General features: G+C 71.9%; 22 protein-coding genes and 2 pseudogenes. 9 read left to right on the plus strand and 15 right to left on the minus strand.

The window, feature by feature from the left end; genetic code table 11:
• The first annotated feature begins 122 nt into the window (after positions 1–122).
• Positions 123–1,037, plus strand: a complete 915-nt coding sequence (locus tag F3T56_RS20775) for an endonuclease/exonuclease/phosphatase family protein (protein WP_149826703.1) — start codon at positions 123–125, stop codon at positions 1,035–1,037.
• A gap of 54 nt (positions 1,038–1,091) precedes the next feature.
• Here F3T56_RS20775 and F3T56_RS20780 read toward each other — a convergent pair whose 3' ends face one another.
• Together F3T56_RS20780 and F3T56_RS20785 are read right to left on the minus strand one after the other, a co-directional pair.
• Positions 1,092–3,011: a rhamnogalacturonan lyase gene (locus F3T56_RS20780; protein ID WP_425473594.1), complete on the minus strand. Its 1,920-nt coding sequence runs from the start codon at positions 3,009–3,011 to the stop codon at positions 1,092–1,094.
• 38 nt (positions 3,012–3,049) lie between these two features.
• Entirely contained in the window at positions 3,050–4,006 is a 957-nt protein-coding gene (locus F3T56_RS20785) for a helix-turn-helix transcriptional regulator (RefSeq protein ID WP_149826704.1), read from the minus strand.
• Positions 4,007–4,045: 39 nt separating this feature from the next.
• Between F3T56_RS20785 and F3T56_RS20790 the strand changes: the two genes are divergently transcribed.
• A complete protein-coding gene (locus F3T56_RS20790; protein WP_246203726.1) occupies positions 4,046–4,522 on the plus strand; it encodes a hypothetical protein in 477 nt (158 codons plus the stop codon).
• Positions 4,523–4,568: 46 nt separating this feature from the next.
• Complete coding sequence (locus F3T56_RS20795) at positions 4,569–5,036, plus strand: hypothetical protein (protein ID WP_149826705.1); 468 nt, start codon at positions 4,569–4,571, stop codon at positions 5,034–5,036.
• A 5-nt stretch (positions 5,037–5,041) separates the two neighbouring features.
• Here F3T56_RS20795 and F3T56_RS20800 read toward each other — a convergent pair whose 3' ends face one another.
• From F3T56_RS20800 to F3T56_RS20810, 3 genes are all read right to left on the minus strand, one after another.
• Positions 5,042–5,782: a class I SAM-dependent methyltransferase gene (locus F3T56_RS20800; protein ID WP_149826706.1), complete on the minus strand. Its 741-nt coding sequence runs from the start codon at positions 5,780–5,782 to the stop codon at positions 5,042–5,044.
• A gap of 5 nt (positions 5,783–5,787) precedes the next feature.
• Complete coding sequence (locus tag F3T56_RS20805; RefSeq protein WP_149826707.1) at positions 5,788–6,093, minus strand: 4a-hydroxytetrahydrobiopterin dehydratase; 306 nt, start codon at positions 6,091–6,093, stop codon at positions 5,788–5,790.
• A 98-nt stretch (positions 6,094–6,191) separates the two neighbouring features.
• Positions 6,192–7,295, minus strand: a complete 1,104-nt coding sequence (locus tag F3T56_RS20810) for an ADP-ribosylglycohydrolase family protein (protein ID WP_149826708.1) — start codon at positions 7,293–7,295, stop codon at positions 6,192–6,194.
• Between the two features lie 36 nt (positions 7,296–7,331).
• On the opposite strand from F3T56_RS20810, the gene F3T56_RS20815 reads away from it, so the two are divergent.
• Positions 7,332–8,177, plus strand: a complete 846-nt coding sequence (locus tag F3T56_RS20815) for a helix-turn-helix domain-containing protein (protein WP_149826709.1) — start codon at positions 7,332–7,334, stop codon at positions 8,175–8,177.
• An 8-nt stretch (positions 8,178–8,185) separates the two neighbouring features.
• On the opposite strand, the gene F3T56_RS20820 is transcribed toward F3T56_RS20815, so the two are convergent.
• Entirely contained in the window at positions 8,186–8,602 is a 417-nt protein-coding gene (locus tag F3T56_RS20820) for a hypothetical protein (protein WP_149826710.1), read from the minus strand.
• A 195-nt stretch (positions 8,603–8,797) separates the two neighbouring features.
• Here F3T56_RS20820 and F3T56_RS20825 point away from each other — a divergent pair, with 195 nt between their 5' ends.
• Positions 8,798–9,661, plus strand: coding sequence for a helix-turn-helix domain-containing protein (locus F3T56_RS20825; RefSeq protein WP_149826711.1), 864 nt, complete (start codon positions 8,798–8,800; stop codon positions 9,659–9,661).
• A 32-nt stretch (positions 9,662–9,693) separates the two neighbouring features.
• Here F3T56_RS20825 and dnaK read toward each other — a convergent pair whose 3' ends face one another.
• The 4 genes and pseudogenes from dnaK to F3T56_RS20845 form a co-directional block, all read right to left on the minus strand.
• Positions 9,694–11,556 (minus strand): molecular chaperone DnaK, encoded by a 1,863-nt coding sequence (gene dnaK, locus F3T56_RS20830; protein ID WP_149826712.1) that lies wholly within the window; start codon positions 11,554–11,556, stop codon positions 9,694–9,696.
• A 106-nt stretch (positions 11,557–11,662) separates the two neighbouring features.
• Complete coding sequence (locus F3T56_RS20835) at positions 11,663–14,308, minus strand: patatin-like protein (protein ID WP_149826713.1); 2,646 nt, start codon at positions 14,306–14,308, stop codon at positions 11,663–11,665.
• Positions 14,309–14,419: 111 nt separating this feature from the next.
• The gene (locus F3T56_RS20840; RefSeq protein WP_149826714.1) at positions 14,420–14,848 is read right to left on the minus strand and encodes an OsmC family protein; all 429 of its coding nucleotides are present in this window, start codon (positions 14,846–14,848) and stop codon (positions 14,420–14,422) included.
• A 143-nt stretch (positions 14,849–14,991) separates the two neighbouring features.
• Positions 14,992–15,111 (minus strand): annotated as a pseudogene (locus F3T56_RS20845) (MoxR family ATPase); the annotation flags it as partial.
• Between F3T56_RS20845 and F3T56_RS20850 the strand changes: the two are divergent.
• Positions 15,094–15,261, plus strand: a pseudogene (locus F3T56_RS20850) (MoxR family ATPase); the annotation flags it as partial. The pseudogenes F3T56_RS20845 and F3T56_RS20850 overlap by 18 nt on opposite strands.
• Before the next feature lie 586 nt (positions 15,262–15,847).
• Here F3T56_RS20850 and F3T56_RS20855 read toward each other — a convergent pair.
• Positions 15,848–17,953, minus strand: a complete 2,106-nt coding sequence (locus F3T56_RS20855; protein ID WP_172639049.1) for an alkaline phosphatase family protein — start codon at positions 17,951–17,953, stop codon at positions 15,848–15,850.
• A 111-nt stretch (positions 17,954–18,064) separates the two neighbouring features.
• Positions 18,065–18,532 (minus strand): hypothetical protein, encoded by a 468-nt coding sequence (locus F3T56_RS20860; RefSeq protein WP_246203727.1) that lies wholly within the window; start codon positions 18,530–18,532, stop codon positions 18,065–18,067.
• A 109-nt stretch (positions 18,533–18,641) separates the two neighbouring features.
• On the opposite strand from F3T56_RS20860, the gene F3T56_RS20865 reads away from it, so the two are divergent.
• Entirely contained in the window at positions 18,642–19,415 is a 774-nt protein-coding gene (locus F3T56_RS20865) for an MBL fold metallo-hydrolase (RefSeq protein ID WP_149826715.1), read from the plus strand.
• A gap of 34 nt (positions 19,416–19,449) precedes the next feature.
• Positions 19,450–20,067 carry a DedA family protein gene (locus F3T56_RS20870; protein ID WP_149826716.1) on the plus strand — a complete coding sequence of 206 codons (618 nt, stop codon included), beginning with the start codon at positions 19,450–19,452 and terminating at the stop codon, positions 20,065–20,067.
• A gap of 176 nt (positions 20,068–20,243) precedes the next feature.
• Here F3T56_RS20870 and F3T56_RS20875 read toward each other — a convergent pair whose 3' ends face one another.
• The 3 genes from F3T56_RS20875 to F3T56_RS20885 all read right to left on the minus strand — a co-directional run bounded on the left by F3T56_RS20875 (position 20,244) and on the right by F3T56_RS20885 (position 23,320).
• Positions 20,244–21,461 (minus strand): aminotransferase class I/II-fold pyridoxal phosphate-dependent enzyme, encoded by a 1,218-nt coding sequence (locus F3T56_RS20875; protein ID WP_149826717.1) that lies wholly within the window; start codon positions 21,459–21,461, stop codon positions 20,244–20,246.
• Positions 21,462–21,575: 114 nt separating this feature from the next.
• A complete protein-coding gene (locus F3T56_RS20880; protein ID WP_149826718.1) occupies positions 21,576–22,343 on the minus strand; it encodes a hypothetical protein in 768 nt (255 codons plus the stop codon).
• 260 nt (positions 22,344–22,603) lie between these two features.
• The gene (locus F3T56_RS20885) at positions 22,604–23,320 is read right to left on the minus strand and encodes an ANTAR domain-containing response regulator (protein ID WP_149826719.1); all 717 of its coding nucleotides are present in this window, start codon (positions 23,318–23,320) and stop codon (positions 22,604–22,606) included.
• A 111-nt stretch (positions 23,321–23,431) separates the two neighbouring features.
• On the opposite strand from F3T56_RS20885, the gene F3T56_RS20890 reads away from it, so the two are divergent.
• Positions 23,432–24,271 (plus strand): PAS domain-containing protein (locus tag F3T56_RS20890; protein ID WP_281291875.1); only part of this gene is annotated, 840 nt, incomplete at its 3' end.

A 24,271-nucleotide genomic window follows, 5' to 3' on the forward strand; every position in this document is an offset into this window, starting at 1 on the left:
GGCACGCGCCCTCTTCGGTCCATGTACACCCCCATCTATCGACATGTTCATGGCGAACACAGAGGGGCATTCCAGACTGTGTACGCACGACTCGCCCGGAGACCTTCCCAGAAGGAGCCCCTGTGCCGAACCACAGCCGAGTCACGCGCCGCATCGGTCTGAAGACCGCCCTCGCCGCGGCGGTTCTGCTCCCCCTGTCCCACAGAATGTCAGCCGAGCCCGCCGAGGCGGCGGACGAGGAGGACGAAGCCGCCGGTCCTCCTCTCGAAGTCATGTCCTTCAACCTGCGCTACGCGAGCACCACGCAGCCCAACAGCTGGGCCGTCCGCAGGCCGGTGATGCGGGAGCTGCTGCGGCAGGAAGGACCCCATGTCATCGGCACCCAGGAGGGCCTCCACCACCAGCTCCTCGACATCGAGGCCGACCTCGGACCGAACTACGACTGGATCGGCACGGGACGCGCCGGCGGCAACCGCGACGAGTTCATGGCGGTCTTCTACGACACCAGCCGCCTCGCGCCGCTGGAACACCAGCACTTCTGGCTCTCCGACACTCCGGAGATCCCCGGCTCGAACACCTGGGGCGGCGGCTCCATCCGAATGGTCACCTGGGTCCGCTTCCGCGATCTGCGGGACGGCGACCGGCAGTTCTACCTCCTCAACACCCACCTCGACAACGCCAGCCAGTACGCCCGAGAGCGCGCCGCGTCCCTGATCGTCGAGCGCATGGCCCGTTTCGACCACTCCCTCCCCATCGTCGTCACCGGTGACTTCAATGTCGCGGCCCACAAGAACGTGGTCTACGACACGATGCTGGGCGCCGGGCTCGTCGACACCTGGGACAAGGCGGCCGAGCGCAGCGACCTGTACGCGACCTTCCACGGCTACCGGCCGCTGACACCCGGCGGCGACCGCATCGACTGGATCCTCGCCACACCGGGTGTCACGGTGCACCGGGCGTCCATCAACACCTTCTCGTCGAACGGCCAGTTCCCCAGCGACCACCTGCCCGTACAGGCCTCGCTGACCCTGGGATGAGCCAGGAGCCCCTCGGCGGCCGGGCGGATACCCGGTCGCCGAGGGGCTGACCGCCTACGGCGTGTACACCGTCGGCCGGGGTGCCGTCGGCATGTTGTTGCCGACGAAGAAGCTGGTGTGCGGGGGTTGGTTGTAGGCGGTGTTCTGCCAGGCGAGGCCTGTGCGGTACATCGGGTCGTGGAGCAGGGTGGTGATCTTCGTGGTGGTCTCGATCGGGGTCGAGTAGATCCTGAGGGCCGTGTTGCCGCTGGTGCGCCAGACGACCTCCTCGCGCCAGTCGCCGAGGATGTCGCCGGAGAGGGCGGGTGTGGACTTGGTGCCGTTGTTGGAGGACACCCCGGAGCCGGTCAGCAGGCGGGTCTCGGCGGAGGTGCCGTATTTGTCGATCCGGGTGCCGTCGAGGAGTTCGCGGACCGGGTCGCCGTCCCACCAGGAGAGGAAGTTGGCGGAGGACGGCTCGCGGCCCTTCGTCGCGCCGGCCTCGTCGCGGATGGACGAGTCGGAGGCGGACCACATCTCGGGGCCGTCGTTGCCGGCGTAGACGTCCCCGGCGACGCCCCGGCCGTTGTCGCAGCAGGCGGACAGCTGCCAGCGGATCGCGCCGTTGGCCGGGTTGACGTACAGCTCGGCGGGCTGGGAGGTGGACTCGGAGACCTTGAAGTACTCGAGGCCGGACGTGGACGCGTCGAGGTCGCCCAGGTGTTGCGCGTCGCCGTGGCCCGTCCTCGTGGTCCACAGGCCGTAGCCGTTGTCGTCGACGGCCATCGAGCCGTACACGATCTCGTCCTTGCCGTCGTTGTCGACGTCACCCACGGACAGGCTGTGCGAGCCCTGCCCGTCGAAGCCCTTGCCGGTGTTGGTGGAGGAGTTCGTGTCGAAGGTCCAGCGGCGGGTGAAGGAGCCGTTCCGCCAGTCCCAGGCCGCGATCACCGACCGGGTGTAGTAGCCGCGCGCCATGATGAGGGAGGGCCGGGCGCCGTCCAGGTACGCGGTCCCGGCGAGGAAACGATCGACCCGGTTGCCGTACGAGTCGCCCCACGACGAGACCGTGCCACGCGCCGGGACGTAGTCCACGGTCTGCATCGCCTTGCCCGTCTGACCGTTGAACATGGTCAGGTACTCGGGGCCGGACAGGATGTAGCCGCTGGAGTTGCGGTGGTCGGCGGACGCGCTGCCGATGACCGCCCCCGTTCCGTCGACCGTGCCGTCCGCCGTCTTCATGGCGACCTCGGCCTTGCCGTCGCCGTCGTAGTCGTACACCTGGAACTGGGTGTAGTGCGCGCCCGAGCGGATGTTGCGGCCCAGGTCGATACGCCACAGGCGGGTGCCGTCGAGCTTGATGCCGTCGACGATCGTGTTGCCGGTGTAGCCGGACTGGGAGTTGTCCTTGGCGTTCGTCGGCTGCCACTTCAGGACGAACTCCAGGGCGCCGTCGCCGTCGAGGTCGCCGACGGAGGCGTCGTTGGCCTCGTAGGTGTACGCGACGCCGTCCGGGGTGGTGCCGCCCGCGGGTGCGCTGATCGGTACGTCCTTGTAGCCGGTGCGGAGTTGGACCGCGTGCACCGAGTCACCCTGCTCCACGCCGCCCACGATCGCGCGGACGGTGTAGTCGGCCTGGGCGGGGGCGCCGGAGTGGAAGTAGTTGGTGGAGCCGGTGATCGGGGTCGAGTTGACCTTCGTACCGGCGCGGTAGACGTTGAACGACACGTCGTTCGGGTCGGTGCCGAGCCAGCGCCAGCTGACCAGGTTGCCGCTGTCGACATGCACGCTGACCACACCTCGGTCCAGTTCCTCGACCTGGCGGGCGGTGGCCGCGGCGGCGGGCGGGGCGGTGAAGGTGGTGAGTCCGGCGGCGGTCAGGGCGGCGGCCGCCATCGTTGTCACGATCCTGCGGGCCTTGCGGATCGTGTGGGCCTTGCGGAGCTTGCTGGGCTTGCGGATCGTGCGTCTGCGGTGCGCATGCGGGTGCTGCACGGGGGTTACCTCCCGAGAGACAGACGGGTTCCGTTTCCTCAGTCGCCGCCGCTCGCACCGGAGTTGCCGTATCTTCCGGCCAGTTCGCCCACCGCCCGGGCGATCCGAGCGCGCAGTTCGGCCGGTTGCAGCACCTCGATGTCCGTGCCCAGCCGCAGGAACTCGCCGTGCGCGTGCTCGACGGACTCGATGGGCACCCTGACCTCGGTCCAACCGTCCTCGCTCGCACGCTCGTCGACCCGCACGGCCCTCGCGAGCGTCACCCCCGGCGCCAGCCGGACCAGGGCCTCTTCCCGGTACAGCCGCTCGTGGAAGTCGCGCTGGTACGCCGTCCAGTACGCGGCAAGGTCGAAGTGGTCGGGGCGGATGAACTCCTCGTCGGCCGGGGCCAGTTCGAGGATCTGGTCGACGCGGAACGTACGCGGCCCCGGCCCCGAGACGACATACCAGCGGCCGGCCTTCAGGACCAGTCCGTACGGTTCGAGGCGACGCCGTACGTCCGTGGGTTCGGCCCAGCGGCGGTAGAGGACGTGCAGCACCCGGCTGTCCCAGACCGCGTCGGCGACGGCGGACAGGAGCGGGGCGTCGTCGGCCTCCGCGTACCAGCCGGGCGCGTCCAGGTGGAAGCGGCCGGCGACCCGGTCGGCGTGGGCCCGCAACTCCACCGGGAGCGCCGCGCGGACCTTCAGCTGGGCGGCGGCCAGGACCGCGCCCAGGCCCAGTTCGGCGGCGGGGCCGGGGACACCCGCGAGGAAGAGGGCCTCGGCCTCCTTGCTCGTCAGGCCGGTGAGGCGGGTGCGGTAGCCGTCGACGAGCCGGTAGCCGCCGGCGTGGCCCGCGTCGCCGTACAGCGGGACACCGGCCGCGCCCAGCGCCTCCACGTCCCGGTAGACCGTGCGGACCGACACCTCCAGCTCCTCGGCGAGCTGGGCTGCGGTCATCCGGCCCCGGGTCTGGAGCAGGAGGAGGATCGAGACGAGCCGGCTGGACTTCACTGACACATGGTGACAGTGAAGCGGTCGTAGCGTCCGGCCATGCCCTTCACCGAGAAACTGCTGACCGTGCCGCCGCCCATCGAGGTGGCCGGGCGGCGGATCAAGCGCTATCACGTCACCGCCGACCCGGCCGGCATCGCACCCGAGGTCGAGAAGGCCGCGTACGCGCTCCTCCCGGAGCTGTTGCCGGAGCACGACGGGACGCCGCCGGCGACATTCGTCGTGCTGCACCGGGGCGGGGACGACGGCGCCTACCTGAACGTCTACAGCTGGGTGTGGGACAACGTCCTGCACTTCGCCGGCGCGGCGGCGGGCCAGCCTGTGCTCGGCTGCCCGGACCGCGATCCCACGCTCCCCCAGTTCTCGACTTCGCTCGAACCGGGGGCACCCCCACCGTCGCCACCGACCGGCCGTGGATCGGCTGCGTCTGGGAACTGCCGCCGATCCAGCACGAACGGGACGCCTGGGTACGGCATCTGCTCACGCCCCAAGTCCCCAACCTCGACGCCTACTTGACCGACTCCCTGCCCGCCGGAACCACTGGACCCACTGGAGACCGTTCATGAGCAGCCCGCACGACTTCGACTTCTTCCACGGCGACTGGGAGGTCCACCACCGCCGCCGTACCGACTTCCTCGACCCGGACAGCGGCTGGGAGGAGTTCCCGTCGACGAGCCGGTGTCGGCCGCTGTTCGACGGGGCCGCGAACATCGACGAGGTCGACATGCCGTCCCTCGGTTCGAAGGGGCTGACGCTGCGGCTGTTCGAGCCGGACACAGGGCTCTGGACGCTGAACTGGTCGTCCAGTCGCAGCGGGAGGTTGTTCCCGCCGGTCGCCGGACGGTTCGAGGGCGGCCGCGGTGAGTTCTACGGGACCGACACTCACGAAGGCAAGGACGTGCGGGTGCGGTTCGTGTGGTCGGGTGTGTCGGCGACCGGCGCCCGCCGGGAACAGGCGTTCTCCCTCGACGACGGGGAGACCTGGCTGACCAACTGGACCATGGACTTCACCCGGCCGCCGGGCTCCTGAACCCTTCAGCCCTTCCGGAACGCCCGCAGCGTGAACTCCGGGTCCGGGCGCGGCCGGTCCTGGTCGGGGAGGGCCGCGAGGCGTACGGCGAAGTCGTCGGCGAGAGGGTCGCCGGGCGGCAGGGTCATGAACCAGCCGCGCCGTAGGTCGGCGACGGTACGGCGCGGGCTGCGGCCCTGGCCGCGCCCCGGGAAGCGGGCCTGTCCGACCGGGCGCAGGCCGTGCTCCTCGGCGTACGCCTCGACGGCCGCCGCCGTGTCCAGGGCCGGGAGGCGCGGTCGCGGGGCGAGGACGGCGTCGATGTCGCTGCCCACGTTGTGGGCGGCGGCCTTGTCGACGGTGGTGACATACACGCCGCCCGGCCGCAGTACGCGAGCGCACTCGCCGACGACGGTCCGGACGCCCTCGGGGCCGCCGAGCAGATGGAGCAGCCATACGCTCGTCACAGCGTCGAACTCCCCGTTGGGGAAAGGGAGTTGGCGGGCTTCGGCGAGCAGGACAGCACCGGGCAGCCGGGGCACGGCACGGCTCGCCATGGCGTATGTGCGGTCGATGCCCGTCACCCGCATCCCCTCCCGCGCGGCCACGTACCGGCGGGTCACGATCCCGGTGCCGCAGGCCACGTCGAGCAGAGTGCGCGTGTCCTCGGGGACGAGGCCGAGTACGGCTTCGGCGGCGGCCTCGGCCCGGGGCTCGCCGCCGCGCAGGGCGTCGTACTCGACCGCCTCCTTGTCGTAGTCCAGCACCCGGCTCAGCTCGCCCCGTGGCCGGGCGCGAGGGCCTCCACCCTGCGGGCCAGCTCGAAGTCCTTCTCGGTGACGGCGCCGCCCACGCTGTGCGTGTTGACGGTCAGCGAGACGGTGTTGTAGCCGAGGGTGAGGTCGGAGTGGTGGTCGAGCTCCTCCTGGGTCTGAGCGATGTGCACGACCATCGCGGTCGCCGCGAAGTGCGAGCCCAGGCGGTAGGAGCGGGCGATGCGGTCCCCGTCCAGCGACCAGCCGGGCAGCTCCGCCAGCCGGTCCTCGATCTCCTTCTGCGACAAGGGTTCGACGGGCATGGGCCCACTCCTTCCGATACGTCCCCCCATGGCGTGCGGTCTCTCTCAGCCTGCCACAGCCCGACCGTCGCATACCTGGTCAGGCTGTCCGTCGGTCGTCAGATCCGTATGCTCTCGGCCGCGAAGTCGTCGGCCAGGACGGTGATCTCGGCGCGGCCCTCCGTCGCCGTCAGCCAGTCGTGAGGCAGGCCGTGGTCGCCGTAGTGGGCGCCGAGGAGGTTGCCGCAGATGGAGCCGGTGGAGTCGCTGTCGCCGGAATGGTTGACGGCGAGGAGGAGGCCCTCGGTGACGGTGGGGGTCCCCCCGCTCGAGCGAAGCCGAGAGTGGGGGAGTGTGGCGAGGGCGCAGTAGACACCCATCGCGAGGGCCTCCTCGGCGATCCAGCCGGCGCCGAGGGACTCGACCTTCTCGGCCGTGGGCGCGCCCTCGACGGCCAGGTCGAGGGCGCGGTCGAGGGCGGTGCTGGTCTCCTCGTGACCCGGGTGGCGGGCCAGCAGCCGCAGCGTGCGCAGTACGGCGCCCTCCAGGGACTCGTCGGCCACCAGGTACGCCACGATCGCGGCCAGCGCACCGGCGGCGTAGTAGCCGGTGGGGTGCCCGTGGGTCATCTGGGAACACCGCGCGGCCATGTCGAACGCGGTCTCGGCCGGGACGCGGGCCAGCCCGAAGGGCGCCGCGCGCATGACGGTGCCGCAGCCCTTGGAGTCCGGGTTGACGGGTCCGGGCCGACCGAGCGGGACGGCCGGGTCCGGATGGTGGACCTGGGCGAGGCCGGACAGGCAGGCGTTGCCGGGGGCGCGGCGGGCGTACAGCCAGGGCTGGGCGGCGAGTCCGGAGGAGACGCGCGGATCGGGGCCGGGCTGCCGCTGGGTGTCGAGCCAGCGGCCGTAGGCCTCCCGGACCCGCTCGGGCCAGGCGCCGTCGCCACCCTTGAGCCGTGCGCGCTCGTGCGACTGCTGAAGTGCCTCGACGGTGAACAGGGTCATCTGGGTGTCGTCGCTGACCCGCCCCACGACCCCTTCCCCGTCCGGCACCAGCCCGGTGACGCCTCGGCCGCCGTGCGTACTGCGGATGATGCCGAGCGAGGCGAACTCGACCGGATAGCCGAGCGCGTCCCCGACCGCCCCGCCCAGCAGGCACCCTCGTACCCGTGCCCGGTAGACCGCGGTCGCCTCCCAGGACGGGTTCCACGGGTTGTACACGCGCCACTCCTCGACCGCCTCGGCTACGTTCGTCGTATGACCATTGTCCCGTCCGGCACCCAGGGCCTCCCCACCACCCCTCCCGACCAGGGCGTCGGCCCGCTGCTACGGGCCTGGCGGGAGCAACGACGGGTCAGCCAGCTGGAGTTGGCGCTGCGCGCCGGTTCCTCGGCACGGCACATCAGCTTCGTCGAAACGGGCCGCTCCCGCCCCAGCGAGGAAATGGTGCTGCGCCTCGCCGAGCACCTGGACGTCCCCGTCCGTGAGCGCAACGCGCTGCTCCTGGCCGCCGGTTACGCCCCGCGCTACCCCGAGACCCCGCTGGGCGCCCCGGCGATGGACGCCCTCCGCGAGGGCATGGAGCGCCTGCTCCAGGGCTACGAGCCGTATCCGGCGCTGGTGACGGACGCGACGTACCACGTCCTCGCCGCCAACCGGGGCATCGCCATGCTGCTCGGCGGTGTCCCCGAGTCCCTGCTCGTACCGCCGCTCAACGCGATCCGGCTCACCCTCCACCCCGAGGGTCTGGCGCCCCGCATCCGCAATCTGCGCGCCTGGCGCGGTCATCTGCTGGAGCGGATGGAACGCCAGATCACGCTGCGCCGCTCGGAGCCGCTGCGCGAGCTGTACGAGGAGGTGGCGGCGTATCCGCTGCCGCCGGGCACACTCGAGGAGGAGTCCGGTGGGGATCCGGGCGAGGAGGCCAGCGCGTACTTCGCGCTGCCGATGCGGATCGAGCACGACGGGCGGGTGCTCACCTTCATCTCGTCCGTCTCCACGTTCAACACACCCATGGACGTGACCGTGGCCGAGCTGGCCATCGAGACGTTCCTTCCGGCCGACCCGGCGACGGGCAAGTACCTGCATTCGCTGATGACTTGATGCTGCGGTCAGTGGCCGGTCGCCCGCACGGCGATGTACTGCACCGCCGCGAAGCCGGCCACGGCCAGCGCCTGGAGCACCGTCCACACCGCGCCCGCCGTGCTCGGCGTCAGCCATGCCGCCAGAGCGACGAGGCTGAGGACGGCCCAGAGGAGGTTGGCGTCGATCACGGCCCGTACGGACAGTGTCGGCGGGCGCTCGCGCGAGGCCAGCAGGGCCACGGCCGCCGCGTATACGACGAGGAACGCGCCGAGCGCGCGAAGCAGCCCCGAGTCGACCCCGAGGAACCGGCCGAGCGGCCCGGCAGCGGTGAGATAGGCGAGACCGTTCACGCCGGTCACCACCGCGTCCATAGTCAGGAAGCGGCGGAGCATGATCCTCGGGTCGGTGGTCCGGGCGAGGGCGGCGAGCTGGGTTGCGGACATGGCGGATCAGCCTCCGGCGAGGTCGAATGGGGATGTGGGAGAAGAAATCCCGGTGCCCTCACCTTGCCGCGCGCGGCGCAGGGCGGTCGATTACCTCGGAGGTCATGGGAGCGCGTACGCTGTGGGGTCGCCCATGAGATGTCCACGGGATCATGACAGAGTGTTCGCATACTTCGGCGCGTGGGGAGGCGTGGCGTGAGTGAACGGCGGGCCGCGCCCACGGTGGGTCAGGTGGTGCTCGGGAAGCGGCTGCAGGAACTGCGCGAGGCCGCCGGGCTCAAACGCGAGGAGGCGGCACGCGTACTGCGGGTCGCCGCGGCGACCGTACGGCGTATGGAGACCGCCGATGTCGCCCTCAAGATCCCCTACGTACAGGTCCTGCTGCGGACGTACGGTGTGGCCGAGGACGACATCGCCACGTTCGTGACGCTCGTCGAGGAGGCGAACAAGCCCGGCTGGTGGCAGCGGTTCCATGATGTGCTGCCCGACTGGTTCAGCCTGTACGTCAGCCTGGAGGGTGCGGCGCATCTGATCCGGCAGTACGAGCCGCACTTCGTCCCCGGCATGTTGCAGACCGAGGACTACGCGCGGGCCGTCATGGAGGCCGGAACCGTCGGCCGGACCGGGCCCGAGACGATCGAGCGCCATGTGTCGCTGCGCATGGCCCGGCAGAAGCTCCTCACCCAGGACAACCCGCCGCACCTATGGGTGATCATGGACGAGACGGCGCTCATGCGTCCGGTGAGCATCCACTCCCAGGTCATGCGCGACCAGCTCGACCGGCTGCTGGACGTCACGGCCGAGGACCACATCACCCTGCAGGTGGCGGAATTCGCCAGCGGCCCCCACCCTGGCACCTACGCCCCCTTCTCCCTCTTCCGCTTCGCCGAGCCCGAACTCCCCGACATGGTCTACACCGAGTACCTCACCGGCGCCCTCTACCTCGACTCCCGCACCGAGGTCGCCACGCACCTGGAGGTCCTCGACCACATGGCGGCGCGCGCGGCGTCCGTCGAACGTACGAGGGACATCCTGGCGCGCTACCGCGACAAATTCTGACCGCGGACTGCCGACCCCGGCCCGCTACCGGCCTACGCGGCGCCGCCCTTCGTGTCCTTCTCGTCGTCCACGATCTCCGCGTCGACGACGCCCTCCTCGTCGGTGGGGCCCGGCCCCGGCTGGGGTTCTTCGGCTGGACCGGCGGAGGCGGACGCGTACATGGCCTGGCCCATGCGCTGGCTGACCGAGGCCAGCTTCTCGATGCCTTCGCGGAGGGCCGCGGTGTCCTCGGGGTGTTCCAGGAGGCCTTTCAGGTCGGCGACGGCGGACTCCACCTCGGACCTGGTGTCGGCCGGTACGCGCTCCTCGTTCTCACGGAGGAACCGTTCGGTCTGGTAGACGAGTTGCTCGGCCTGGTTGCGAGTCTCGGCGGCCTCGCGGCGGCGGCGGTCCTCGTCGGCGTACTGCTCGGCCTCCCGCATCATGCGGTCGATGTCGTCCTTCGGGAGCGCGGAGCCGCCGGTGACGGTCATCTTCTGTTCCCGGCCGGTCGCCAGATCCTTCGCCGAGACGTGCATGATCCCGTTCGCGTCGATGTCGAACGCCACCTCGATCTGCGGGACGCCGCGGGGCGCGGGCGGCAGGCCGGTGAGGTCGAAGACGCCCAGCTTCTTGTTGTAGGCGGCGATCTCGCGTTCCCCCTGGTAGACCTGGATGCCGACCGACGGCTGGTTGTCCGCGGCCGTCGTGAAGATCTCCGAACGCCGGGTGGGAATCGTGGTGTTGCGTTCGATGAGCTTGGTCATGATGCCGCCCTTGGTCTCGATGCCCAGGGACAGCGGGGTGACGTCGAGGAGGAGTACGTCCTTCACGTCGCCGCGGATGACGCCCGCCTGGAGCGCGGCGCCCACGGCCACGACCTCGTCGGGGTTGACGCCCTTGTGCGGGTCCTTGCCGGTGAGTTCCTTCACCAGGTCGGTCACGGCGGGCATCCGGGTCGAGCCGCCGACGAGGATGACGTGGTCGATCGCGGCGAGCTTCACGCCCGCGTCCTTGACGGCCTGGTGGAAGGGCGTCTTGCAGCGGTCGAGCAGGTCGGCGGTCAGTTCCTGGAACTGGGCGCGCGTCAGCTTCTCGTCCAGGTGGAGCGGCCCCTCGGCGGACGCGGTGATGTACGGAAGGTTGATGGACGACTCGGAGGAGCTGGACAGCTCGATCTTGGCCTTCTCGGCGCCCTCGCGCAGCCGTTGGATCGCCATCTTGTCGTTGCCGAGGTCAATGCCGTGCTGCCCCTTGAAGCGTTTGACGAGGTACTCGACGACCCGCTGGTCCCAGTCGTCGCCGCCGAGGTGTGTGTCGCCGTTGGTGGCCTTGACCTCGATGACCCCGTCGCCGATCTCCAGGAGCGAGACGTCGAAGGTGCCGCCGCCGAGATCGAAGACGAGGACGGTCTGCTCCTCGCCCCGGTCGAGGCCGTAGGCGAGGGCGGCGGCCGTGGGCTCGTTGATGATCCGCAGGACCTTCAGGCCGGCGATCTCCCCGGCCTCCTTGGTCGCCTGCCGCTGGGCGTCGTCGAAGTACGCGGGCACGGTGATCACGGCGTCGGTGACGTCCTCGCCGAGGTAGGACTCGGCGTCCCGCTTCAGTTTCTGCAGCACCCGCGCGGACAGCTCCTGGGCCCGGTAGCGCGTACCGTCCACGGTGTCCTGCTCCGGGAAGCGCCAGCTCCCGTCACCCATGTGGCGTTTGACAGAGCGCGCGGTGCGCTCCACGTTCGTCACGGCCTGTCGCTTGGCGACCTCGCCCACGAGGACCTCGTTGTTCTTGGCGAAGGCCACCACGGAGGGTGTGGTCCGCTGACCCTCCGCATTGGCGACGACGGTCGGTTCGCCGCCCTCCAGCACGGCCACCACCGAGTTCGTCGTCCCCAGATCGATCCCTACCGCACGCGCCATCGCCGTCCCCTTCCAGCACAGTTCCGCGAGTTCCGCGAGTTCCGCGAGATTCCGTCAGGTCCGCCCGGGGTTTCAACCTCCAGCACAAAACTTGAGTGAGCTCTTGTCAATGGGGCGTACGGGCGCTTCGGGGGCGTCTGCGGACGGCGTGCGCCAGGCGCAGGGCCCGGCTCACCGTGCCGAAGAGCAGCCGCCAGTACCACCGGTCGACCGCCGCCCTGACCGCGTTCGCCGTCACCACCGCGCTGTGCGCGACGGTGTGGCTCAGCAGCTTGCTGTCCTTCTCCTCGGTGAAGGTCTCCTCCGAGATCCGGCAGGCGTTGAGGAGGTCCTCGACGGTCTCCGGATCGACCGCCTGCCCGGGGTTGCGCCCGGTGGCCGGGTGCCGCTGCCGGTAGAGCTTCAGGAAGCCGTTCGCGGCGAGGGCGCCGCCGGCCTCCTGGTCGAGCTCGGCCTGCTCGGCGACGTAGGGCAGTTCTTCGGCCACGATCAGCCGTTGCAGGCCGCGGGCCACCCACATCGACGTCAGCGGCAGGCTGTCGGGCGGCTCCGTCCCGTCACCCGCCGTGAGGAAGGCGAGCTCGGCGGGCTCCCCGTCGGGCCCGGTGCTGAAGACACCGGCCGGTTCTTCTCCGGGGCCGGCAATCTCCCTCAGCCCCTGCACGACGGGCACGCCCTCGGCGGCGAGCCGCTTCAGCCGCTTCGGGGAGAGCAGCACATGGACGAGCCATCCGGCGCCGTCCAGCCGCCCCCACATCCAGTCGTTGGCCCGCCAGGACCTCTTGAAGAACGCGCCGAAGTGATGAAGCTGCAGCCCGGTGAGCTTCTCGGCGGCGAGCCGGCGTGTGTCGACCAGGGCCCGCGTGTCAGCGCTCATCTGGATCAGCTCCACGCGCTGCCGTGCGGCGGGCTCGTCCGGGAAGATCACCCGCTGGGCGGCGAGCAGGTCGTACAGCCGCCGGGCCACGGCGTCGGCGGGCAGCGGATCATCCGGGTCGGGCCCGGTCAGGTAGGTCAGCAGAACCCGCCACTCCGCGTCCCCGTCGCCTGAGCCACCCTCGGGACCGAGCAACAGCGGCCGGGTGTCGAGGACCGCTCCGACCATCGTCTTCCAGGCGTGCTCCAGGTCCGGCAGCTGGTCCGGCGACGGCAGTTGTGCGGCGACGGCGGGGGACCAGGTGGGGGTCTGGAGGACGGCGTCCACAGGGTCGGTGGAGGCCGTGGCGCCGGCCACCACCGCCTCCACGACCGGCCGGAGCAGCTTGCGCAGCTTCAGGTCGGTGCGGTGGGGCATCGCGCGGTGCACCTCGCCCACCCGGCTCTCCACCGCAGTACGCGTGTCCACCGGCGCTCCGGCGGTGCTCTCCCGCAGCAGTCGCAGCACGGTGGCCTTGGCCGCGTCGAGCAGTGGTCGACCGAAGCGGGCCAGGGCGGTGAAGGCCTCCGGTCCCTCCGGGAGGGTCTCCGGGGGCGGACCGTGGCGCTCGATCACCGCGACCGCCCCGGCGATCAGCCGGTCCAGGTCGGCGCCGAACCCGACCGGGCGGTCCCCGGAGGCGGCGCCGTGGGCGATGAGCTGGGCCAGGGTCTCTTCGGCGACGGCGCGGGCCAGGGCCTGGACATGCGCCTCGCGGTGCTCCAGGCGGAGGCCCGCGCCGCCGAGGTCGCCGCCGGCGGCCGCCATCCGGGCCAGCCGGGTCTCCGCCCGCAGCCGGCTCCGGACGCGTTCGTTGTGGGCGGCCAGGGCGCCCAGCTCCGCGGTGACGGTCTGCGAGGTGATGACGCGGAAGACCTTCAGCAGCGTCGGCCCCAACGACGGCACATCGGTGGGCAGCGGGAGCGGCGAGGGCTCGGTGGCCTCGCCGTCGGGCGACGGCACGACGTAGGCGAGGACACGGCGTACCTCACGGCTCGCCGGCCGGTCGAAGACCGCCTGCAGGGCGGGCCCGATCGGCCGGTTGGCCAGCAGTCCGCCGTCGGCGCAGAACTGCGTCCGGGCCAGCCGCATCAGGTACGGGCTCATGTCGGGGCGCTCGTGCGTGCGCCCGCCGACGGGAATGTACGCGGGCTCGAAGGCCACCGGGTAGGAGGCGCTGGACCGGGCCGCCCGGGCGAGGGCCTTGATCACGTGGTCGTCGGCGAGATCGGCGGCGGTGAACCGGAACAGGCCCCGGTGATCCGTGTCCCGGATGACGCTGCCGTAGTCGTCCCGGAAGGGCCGTGGCAGGCCGTCCAGGAGCGTGGTCGTGATGAAGACGTGCGTGGGGTCGGGCTCGCCCGCGAGAACACCGCCTTCGAGGCCCTTGACGGGTGCCGCGAGGACGGCCTCCAGCCCCGCTTCGAGACCGCTCAGCAGACCGTCCTCGCCCTTGAGGAGGGACGGCGGCTTCGGCTCGGCGAGGTCCCGCAGCAAGCTCCCCAGCGCCCCCTCCTTCAGCCACAGCGCCCGTAGTCCGCCCAGGTCACAGCCGCGTACGTTGGCGAGGCCCAGGACGGCCGCGTTGATGCCGCCGGCGCTGGTGCCGGAGAGCACGTCGACGCTGACGTCGAGCCGCAGCAGTTCGAGCAGCTTCTTGTACCGGGCGCGGACGCGGCCGGCGTGTGTGTCGGTCTCCTTCGCCCGGGCGGCGGTCGTCAGGAGGTTCAGCTCCCTGGCCACGCCGCCCATCCACACGGCGAGGCTCAGCCCGCCGGTGAAGGCGACGGCCAGTCGGAGCTCCGCGTCGGGGCCGGGCCGTTCGTCGTCACCCATGCGCCCAATGTGCTCGCTACGGGCGACTCGCGCATCCGGGACGACAGCCTTCCGGCCGCCGGACAGGTACCTGGGCGAGGCGGGCCTGTCCGGCGGCCGGCGGCTCGTGGGTCAGGCCAGCTTGGCCGAGAGGGTGATCGGCACCGCCTTGAGGGCCTGGCTGACGGGGCAGTTCACCTTGGCCTTCTCGGCGGCGGCCACGAAGCCCTCCTCGTCGAGGCCGGGCACGGTGCCCTCCACGGTGATGTGGATGCCCGTGATGCCCTCGCCCGGCTGGAAGGTCACGTCGGCGGAGGTGAGGAGCTTGGTGGGCGGCTTCCCGTCACCCGCGAGGGCGTGGGAGAGGGCCATGGAGAAGCAGCTGGAGTGGGCGGCCGCGATCAGCTCCTCGGGGCTGGTCTTGCCGTTCGCGTCCTGGGCGCGCGATGCCCACGTGACGGGCTGCTCGGCGATGGCACCGGAGGAGTCGAAGCTGACGACACCTTTGCCCTCGAGCAGGTTGCCTTCCCAGACTGTGTGTGCGGAGCGCGTGGTAGCCACGGTTCTTCCTTTCGCGTGGGTCCCGTTTCAACGGGGTCGGCCCCTATCCGATCACACTCCGGCTCATCGCACCCTGAACACGGGCCTCCGTGCGGTGAACGGCAGGCGAGCACCTTGGGGAATCAGGTACGCGTGCTCGCGCCGTACGCGCAGTACGGCTCGTCGCGGACGATCGCCTCCGGCGGGCAGAACACGGAGCGGCCGTCGCGGATCTGGGGTACGCCGATGAGGTCCTCCGGCGCGAGCTGGGTGCCGAGCAAGCTGCCGTAACCGTCACCCCGTCCCGTATCCCCGAGTTGCTGCTGGGCCTCGCCACCGTGCGCCCGGTCTTTGTCTGGGGCGCCCCCGGCATCGGAAAGTCCACCCTCGTACGGAACTTCGCGGAGTCCCTGGGCCTGGAGTGCGTGAGCGTCTCTGACCAGCTTGGGTTTCCTGGGTGATCCCGGGTGTTCGGGACCGCTCAGGAAGGCGACTCGGCCATGGCCATCCCCGGATGGGGGTGGTGTGGGCGTGGCGGTGGAAGCCTGCCCCGAGTCTGGCCCCGCCTGGCCGGTGTGGCCGGTCGGGGGTGCCGGTCGTTGTCGGTCCCTGCTGCCGTGACCACCGCCGGCTGCGGTGGGTCGGGTGCGTGGGGGTCCGCCCCGCCGGACGCTTTCCACCCGGCCGCGCCCTGGTTGGGGCACGGTTGCCGGGTGGGGCGGGGAGCCTGCGCCGCTTCCCGGGCACAGGGCGTTTGTTCGTGGGGCCGCTCTTGGTGCGGTCCCGGGTCTGGGGCTGGACCCGGCTGGCCTCGTCCAGGGCCTCGACCCACATCGGTCATCTGTTAAACACCCTGCAAGGGGTGGGCTCCTGGGGGTTGTCCTCCGGACGGTGCAGTGTGGGCCGGGGGGCCTGTCCCTTGCAGCTGAATTTCTGGGTGCCTACGCGTCTGCCGGGTTTTGTGGATTGGCGGGTGCGGGTTCGATGGGGCTGGTCGCGCCCACGCGGCGGAGCCGCAAATCAACTCTGCCCCGCGCCCCTTTGGGGCGCGCTGCCGCGAGCCACTGGTATCTGGGGGCCGTTGGATTCTCGCAGCCATCGTTTCAGTACGTGGTGGATGTGCTCGGCGCCCACCAAATCCTCGTCCTCCTCGACCGGTGCGGACAGCGCCAGCGGTGAGAACAGGAACGGGCGGGCCTGGCAGCCGCCCAGGCCGCCGTGGGAGCCGATCTGTTCCTCGAAGGCGAGGACTTCGCCCTCGATCGGGTCGTACCAGGAGTTGACCATGATGTCGGCGACGTGCGGGAAGGTGTGGGTGCGGCGTACGGCGTCGGCGGCGCCCGGGCCGAAGTCGGCCAGCGGGCCCGGGTTTTCGTCGGTCAGCTCGTCCACGGGGATCTCCGCGCCGTGCGCGCCCAGTATCACGCCGCCGTGCTCCTCACTCCGTACGAGGACGAAGCCGATGCCGGGGTGGTTGGCGAGGGTGGACAGCAGGGCGGGGTGGCGGGCGTCGATCTCCTCGCGGCTCATGCGGTGTGGCACGTCCGGGAAGGAGACGAGGCCGAGGTTGCCGGAAGCGAGGACGATCGGCTCGGAGCGGCGGGTCGGGCGGTGCTGTTCGCCGCCCTCCTCGACCGGTATGTGCAGGGCGGCCCGTACCGCCGCGCGGGCCTCGGCGCCGCTGTGGGTGCGCTGGGCCTTGCGGGGTACGGGCAGGCCGCAGCCGGCGCGGACCAGGTTGCCGAGGGTGAGGCCGTAGCGGCCGAGGAAGGTCTCGCCGGGGCTCTGGCCGTGGTCGGAGAGCAGCACGATGTGGTAGGTGCGCGGGGCGTGTTCGGCGACCTGCGCGATCAACGCGAGGGAGCGGTCGAGGCGTTGGAGGACCTTCTCGGCGTCCCGGCTGTGCGGGCCGGAGTGGTGGGCGACCTCGTCGTACGCCACCAGGTCGGCGTAGATCGCGGCGCGGCCGGCGAACATGTCGCCGATCACCGCGGCGACGACGACGTCGCGTTCGACGACGGTCGCGAAGGCGCGGATGAACGGGTAGAGGCCGCCGCGCTTGACCCGGGGCCGCTGCTGGGCGAGTCGGGCGCGGGTGGACTGGCCGATCTCGCGCAGGACGTCGGCCGCGAAGGACAGGGCGGTGCGGACGGCGTTGGCGGGGTCGGAGAAGTAGGCGAAGTACCCGGCGCGGGACCGGTTCTGCTTGCCGCGGCGGGCCGCGATGGACAGGACGAGCGCGAGTTGGTCGGCGCCGCCGCTGAAGAGGTTGCCGCGGCTGGCGCCGTCGGCGGTGAGCAGGCCGCCGTCGCCGGTGCGGGCGATGGCCCGGCGCTGGAGTTCGGCCGCGTTGGAGGGGCGGTTGCAGACGACGACCTCGCGGCTCTCCTTCTCGTACCAGCGGAAGGCCGGCACGTCGTGGTTGGTGCCGTGCAGGATGCCGAGCTGGCTGGCGCCGGTCTGGCTGGACCAGTCGGTGCGCCACGGGGTGAGCCGGTGGGTGGGCCGGGCGTGGGAGGTCTCGTCCGGCGGGTGGCCGAGCCACTGGGCCACGGTCGGCATGAGGCCCTTGCCGATGGCCGCCTCCAGTACGTCGTGGCCGACGCCGTCGAGCTGGAGGAAGAGGGTGCCGGGTTCGGCGGGTCCGGGGCGGCGGGAGGCGTGCCTGCGGCGTCGGTCGGCCAGCCGGTACAGACGGCGCCGGTACGCGTCGTCGTCCCGTACGGCGAGGGCGCCACCGGTGGCGGAGGCGACGGCGGACATCACGGCGGCGACCACCACGGCGGTCTCGGGCTCGGCCGCACCGCGGTCGTCGGGGATGACCCACAGGGCGATGAGGAGCAGCGAGCCGTTGAGGAAGAAGACGAGCAGGCCGAGCACCAGGGCGGGGACGAGCAGCAGCGCCCGCACCAGCAGGGGCCACACGAGGGAGGACAGCAGGCCGAACGCCCCGGCGCCGAGGGCGGCGGCGACACCGATCTGCGTGGCGCTGTCGCCGCTCGCGGACTGCAGCCTGAAGTCGGGCAGCGCTCCCGCGAGCACGAGCATCGTCACGGTGGAGACGCCCCACACGGCCAGCATCCGCCAGAACCCGCTGAGCACCCTCCGCCAACGCTCACCGCCCACGCCCGGCCACCTCACCTCCCGTCGCTCCGCCCAGCCTGTCACAGGGGCCGGGGGCGACGGGGTGTCACCCGGGGGGTGCACGGAGGCAGGCCCTGAGGAGCGAGGGGGTGCTCAGCGGCCGTCGTAGCCCGCTGTCGGCATGGACAGGCGGCGGTGTACGCGGGCCTTCATCTGGGCGTCGTAGGCGGGTTCGGCGCGGCCGACGGTCTCGACGCGTATGCCGCGGCGGGCGCACTCGGCGGTGAAGTCGTCGACGGAGGCGAGGGCGCGTTCCAGGACGCGGCGGCTGGGGGCGACGAAGAGGTCCACGAGGCCGGCGTCGACGTCGGCCCACAGGGCGCCGTGGTCGGGGCGCAGCCCGCGTACGAGCAGCTCCCGTGTCACCACGTAGCCGCGCTCGGCGGCCCAGCGGGCGCACATGGCGTGCTGACCGCGGGAGTCGACCAGGAAGGGCTCCGCCTCCAGCTCCTCCAACGGGGTCAGACTGGCGATGGCCGCGACCCGCACCGGCTGTCCCGGGCAGCCCGGGGGTACCTTCGCGCGGGGCGTGTTGTCGTAGGCGTCGCTCTTGTCTCCCATGGTGTCCCCCTCACCTCCGGGTCCAGGGCCGTCCGACGGATCATGCCCGGGCCGCAGACCCTACTCCAGCCCGTAGGCTCGGGGGAGTAGCGCGAAGGAGGCGGACGGAGTGCCGGTGGAGATCACCTGGTGGGGTCATGCCACCTGCACGGTGGAGGATTCGGGCACACGGGTGCTCATGGATCCGCTCTTCGCGCGCCGGCTCGCGCATCTGCGCAGGCGCCGGGGCGCGCCGCCCCCGCCCGAGGCGGCGGTCGCGGACATCGCGCTGGTGTCGCATCTGCACGCCGACCATCTGCACGTCCCCTCCCTGGCCCGGCTCGCGCCGGGAACCCGGCTGGTGGTGCCAAGGGGTGCGCCGCGCCAGGTGCCGGGGCTGCGCAAGCTGGGCCATCTACTGCTCCGCGAGGTGGCGCCCGGGGACGAGGTCAGGGTCGGTGACCTGGTCGTACGTGTGGTGCCCGCCCGGCACGACGGGCGGCGGCTGCCGTTCGGGCCGCACCGTTCGCCGGCCCTCGGGTTCGTGATCGACGGCGAGGCGCGGACGTACTTCGCCGGGGACACGGGGCTGTTCGAGTCGATGGCCAAGGAGGTCGGGCCGGTCGACGTGGCGCTGCTGCCGGTCGGGGGCTGGGGGCCGTACCTCGGTGACGGGCATCTGGACGCGGGGCGCGCGGCACAGGCGCTTGCGCTGCTCGCGCCCCGGAGCGCGGTTCCGGTGCACTACGGAACGTACTGGCCGATCGGCCTGGACGCCGTGCGCCCCCATGAATTCCATGCGCCCGGCGAGGAGTTCGTGCGCCTGGCGGCCTCCCGTGCGCCAGACGTGGCCGTGCACCGGCTGGGGCACGGCGAGAGCGTACGGCCGGGGGGAACGCCATGAGACGCCGGCCGACTTCAGTCGCGGAGGGCGCCCGGTGATCGTCCTGTCCGTCGCGAACACGCCGCTGCCGCACGAGTCCACGCAGCAGGCGATCGGTTATCCGACGCTGTTCCTGCTGGTGCTGATCGGGGCGCTGGTGCCGGTGGTGCCGACGGGGGCGCTGGTCAGTTCGGCGGCCGTGGTGGCGTTCCATCAGACGGCACCGTTCGCGCTGCTGCTGGTGTTCGTGGTGGCCTCGCTCGCCGCGTTCCTCGGGGATGTCGCGCTGTACTGGCTGGGGCGGCGCGGGATCGGCTCCAAGAATGGTTCGCGGTGGCTGGAGGCGATCCGCCGCCGGGCGCCGGAGGACCGGCTGGCGCGGGCCCAGGAGAAGCTCGACGACCACGGGGTGACCGTGCTCGTGCTGTCCCGGCTGATGCCGGCCGGTCGCCTTCCGGTGATGCTGGCGTGTCTGCTGGCGAAGATGCCGCTGCGGAGGTTTGCGCGGGGGAATCTGCCGGCGTGCCTTGCGTGGGCCGTGACGTACCAGTTGATCGGGATTCTTGGGGGGTCGTTGTTCGATGAGCCTTGGGAGGGGGTGCTGGCGGCGGTGGTGTTGACGTTGTTGATCAGTGTGGTGCCGAGTGTGTGGCGACGGTTGCGCTCCGCTTGAGGGCCGGTGAGAGCTCGGTGCTTGTTGTGCTTTGCGGGCTGCGGGTTCATTGTGGCTGGTCGCTCCCCCACTCTCGGCTTCGCTCGAGCGGGAGGGACCCCCATCGCGGCGGAGCCGCAAATCGACACAGCCCCGCGCCCCTTAGGTGACTGGGGTGCCAAGGTCCGGCACCTGCGTCATCGAAGGTCTTCGAAGACTGCTCCGAGAACCGTCAACGCGCGTTCCACGTGCGGGAGTTCCAAGGGGTCGGAGGTGGCCAGGGCCTTCGCCCGTTCCTCGTCGGTGGTGCCGAGGAGCGGGCCGGTCGACAGGCGGACGCGCAGTGCTCCGAGGTCGTCGCCGAACCGGTGGCCGCCGGGTGCGGGCAGGCCGAGGCGGGCGGTGAGGTAGTCCTCCAGCTCCTGGGCGTCACCGACACCCCGTTCGGTGAGCGCCGACCGTAGCGGGGCGAGGTCGACGTACAGGTGCCGGCCGGCGTTCGGCGGCAGCGCGAGCGCTCCGGCGGCGGCCACGGCCCGGTGCGCGGCGGCGGCGAGGCGCGCGTGCAGACGTACGGCGGCGGCGAGGCGCTCCGTGACGGGGGCGGGCTCGTCCAGCGCGTACGCGGCGGCCGCGGCGACCGGCGTGGCGACGCGGGCGCCGAGCGCGGTGAGCACGTCGAGGACGCGGTCGCGAAGCCCCGCGCCGTCCCCGTCGGCCGGGAAACGGGCGACGGCGGCGGGCCAGCCGGGCGGCAGGAAGGGACCGGCGAGGTCGGTGACGACGGTGACCCGGTCGGGGAGCATCTCGGCGGGGCTGAGCAGCACGGTGTCGTGCGGGTCGTGCAGGGTGTCGCGCCAGGTCTCGTCGCTGACCAGGTACAGCCCCTCCCCCACGGCCGCCTCCATGGTCTCGTGCACGAGTTCGGGCGGCGCCACGGTGGCGGTCGGGTCGTCCGCGACGCACAGGACGAGCAGCCGGGGGTCACCGCCCTCGGCCCGGATCCGGCGCACGGTCTCAAGGAGCGCGTACGGATCTGGTACCCCTCCGCAGTCGGCGGGCGTGCCCACGTGGAACACCGATCTGCCGAGCGCCCGCGCCTCCGGCTCCCACCAGGCGGCACACGGCCGTGGGAGCAGGACGTCACCGCCGATCGCGGCGGTCAGCGCGAGCAGCAGGGCGGGGGCGCCGGGGGCGGCGACGGCCCGATCGGGTGCGGTGGGCAGACCGCGCCGGTCCCAGTAGCCGCAGGCGGCCCCCAGCAGCGCGGGACCACCACCGGGCGGTACGGCGTCGGGGCGGCCCGCGGCGGCGGAGAGCGCCGCGGCCAGTTCGGGGAGGACGGGGAGGCCCTGGTCGGGGAGGGGCGGGCCGTAGCGGACGGGACCGTGTCCTTCGGGTTCCGTCCGCCGCATGTGTGCCTCCGCGCAGTCTTGTCGCGTTGTCCTCGGCCTTTCAGTACCCGGGCTCGCGCGTCGTATGGGCGCCCGTACGGATTGCGCCTGTCATGGCTCCGCGCTGCCACCGCCTCACGACGTCCCCCGGTCTCGGCGGAGCAGGCGGTGGACGGCGGCGCCGAACGCGCCCGCGATGAGGAGGCCGCCGGCCACCAGGGCCGGAACGGAGTCGGTGAAGGTACCGCCGCCGCCCGCGTGGACGCCGTGCTCGACCGGGGCGGGACGGTGCGTCGAGTGGTGGGTGGGGTGGTGGGTGGGGTCATGCGGGGGCTTATGAGTGGGGTCATGCGGGGGCTGGTGAGTGGAGTCGTGCGGGGGCTGGTGAGTGGAGTCGTGCGGGGGCTGGTGAGTGGAGTCGTGCGGGGGCTTATGAGTGGGGTCATGCGGGGGCTGGTGCGGGGAGTGGTGCGGGACGCTGTCGAGGGAGACTGTGAAGGTGGCGCTCCACTGTTTCTCCTTGCCGCCGGGCGGCGCCGGGCAGGTGCCGTCGACGCCCCACTCGGTGGGGACGTCCTTCGTGTCGGGGCCGGTCTCGAAGTCGGCGGCGGGGGCGATGGTGGCGGTGCCCTGGTAGGAGGGGCCGCCGGCGGGGTCGTCGTTGCCGGGGACCCGTTGCAGCTTGACGGTGCCCTGTTCGAAGGCCTGGGAACTGGCGTCGATCGTTTCCGGGGCGGGGCCGCCGGTCGGGTCGCAGGAGACGGAGACGGTGACGGTGCCGCCGGGGGCGACTTCGTGTGGGTCGACCTGGGCCGCCGGTTCCGCGTACGCGGCCGGGGCGCCGGCGCCCAGGACGGCACCGATCAGGGCGGTGGCGGACAGGACATGGGCTCTGCGGCGCATGGGCGGGGCTCCTTCGGCCGGCTCCGGCGGGCGGGGCACGACCGCCGTGCCCCGTGCGGTCCATCAGAGCGGGGCTGGCGGCGCACCGCGCGCCGCCGGGTGCCATTAGCGGGACCTGGGGCCGCCAAGTGGGTGACCTTTCGCTCCACTGGGGTTCGCCGTTGAGCGCCGTAGGAACTTGAGGGGTTTTGCGGGCTGCGGGCTCGTCGTGGCTGGTCGCGCAGTTCCCCGCGCCCCCAGAGGGCGCGCTGCCCCTGGACTCAGTTGGAAAGTGAGACCATCTCGCGCTCCAGGCCCCTGCCCCGCTTGTCCACCACCGCGCCCGCCACCTCCGACAGTTTGCGGTTCGTGCCCTGGGAGATGCGGCGGAGTACGGCGAAGGCGGCGTCCGAGTCGCAGCCGAGGACATGCATGACGATGCCGCAGGCCTGGTCGACGATGGGGCGGGAGCGCAGGGCGGTGCCGAGTTGGTCGAGTTCGGTGAGGGCGGCGCGGTAGGAGCGGTCGCGGACGATGCAGGTGGCGGCGAGGTCGCCGAGGGCGCGGGCGGAGCCGTGCGGGGCGTCTTCGAGGGCGCCGGCGCGGAAGCTGTAGAGGCTGAGGGTCACGGTCAGGCCGGAGCGCCTGAAGGGGATCGTGACAGTGGACCGTACGCCCGCGTCGAGGGCCACGGCCCGGTAATCCGGCCAGCGTTCTTCCCGTAGCAGGTCCGCCGAGTCGACGGGCTCGCCGGCCTCCAGCGCGGCCGGGATCGGTCCCTCGCCCGAGTTCAGTTGGACCGAGACCAGGCCGGCGAGGTCGGGGTGGGTGACCGCGGCGGGTCGTTCGGGGCCGGCCTCGGACACCAGGCTGCTGGCGCCGCAGCAGTCGTGGGTGCAGCGGGCGGCCTGTTCCACGAGCTCCGAGAGCCGCCTTCCCGGGAGGGCCGACTCCGGTGATTCCTTGCCGAGACGGCCGAGTTGTTCGGTTTCCGGCATGATGTGAGCCTCCTCTTCCGGTCGACTTCCCGTCCACCGGCGCGGAAAACGGAATCCCGTGTGTTGCCTCCGGCCATCCCCAGCACGGCTCCGAGGCGTTACGTTCGTCGCATGACCCAGACGGACGAATTCGGTGAGGAGCTCGCGGATTTCGTGCGCCGCGTCGCGGAACTCAAGGCGGCCAGATCCGTCCCGACCGGCGATCTGCCGACGGTGCTGGACGCCGCCATCTTCGAACTCGACCATGTGGCCGACCAGTTGTGGCCGTGGTACGAGCGGCTCACCACATCCGGCCCGTCCGGCGGGACCTCGTCCGCCGCTCAGGAACAGCAATTGCTGAAGGCCGTCTTCCAACTGCTCCCGCTGCCACTGGCGTTGATCGACCGCGAGACGGTCGTACGTCGACTCAACCAGGCGGCGACCGCCTTCACGGGCGTACGGTCCGGTCACGCGACGGGCCGCCCGCTCACCGGGTTCCTCGCGCACGCCGACCGCATCGCGTTCCGCGGCCAGGCGGCGGCGGTGGCCCGCGGCGAGGGCGACCGCAGCCTCACCGTGCACCTCCAGCAGCGCCCCTCGGTGCCGGTGCGCGCCACGCTCACCGCGCTGCGTCCCAGCGGTGAGCCCCGCAACGCCGTCCTCGTCGTCCTGCAGCCCACCGGCGACCGCATGCCCTCCGTCGAGCCCTCGGCCCGCCCCCTGCCCGACCTCGCGGAGACGACCCGGCACGCGGCCCTCATGGACCTGCTGGACACCATGACGACGGCCCTGCTCACCGCACCCGCCGGAGCGGCCCTCGACCGGGCGGCCCATGTCCTTCACGACCGCTTCGCCGACTGGGTGATCGCCGATACGACGACCCCCCGCCTCACCCGTACGAGCGTGGTGGGGGGGGGGGGGGGGGGGGGGGGGGGGGGGGGGGGGGGGGGGGGGGGGGGGGGGGGGGGGGGG

It is taken from the genome of Streptomyces tailanensis, from assembly GCF_008386495.1.
GTDB classification, from domain to species: Bacteria; Actinomycetota; Actinomycetes; order Streptomycetales; family Streptomycetaceae; genus Streptomyces; species Streptomyces tailanensis.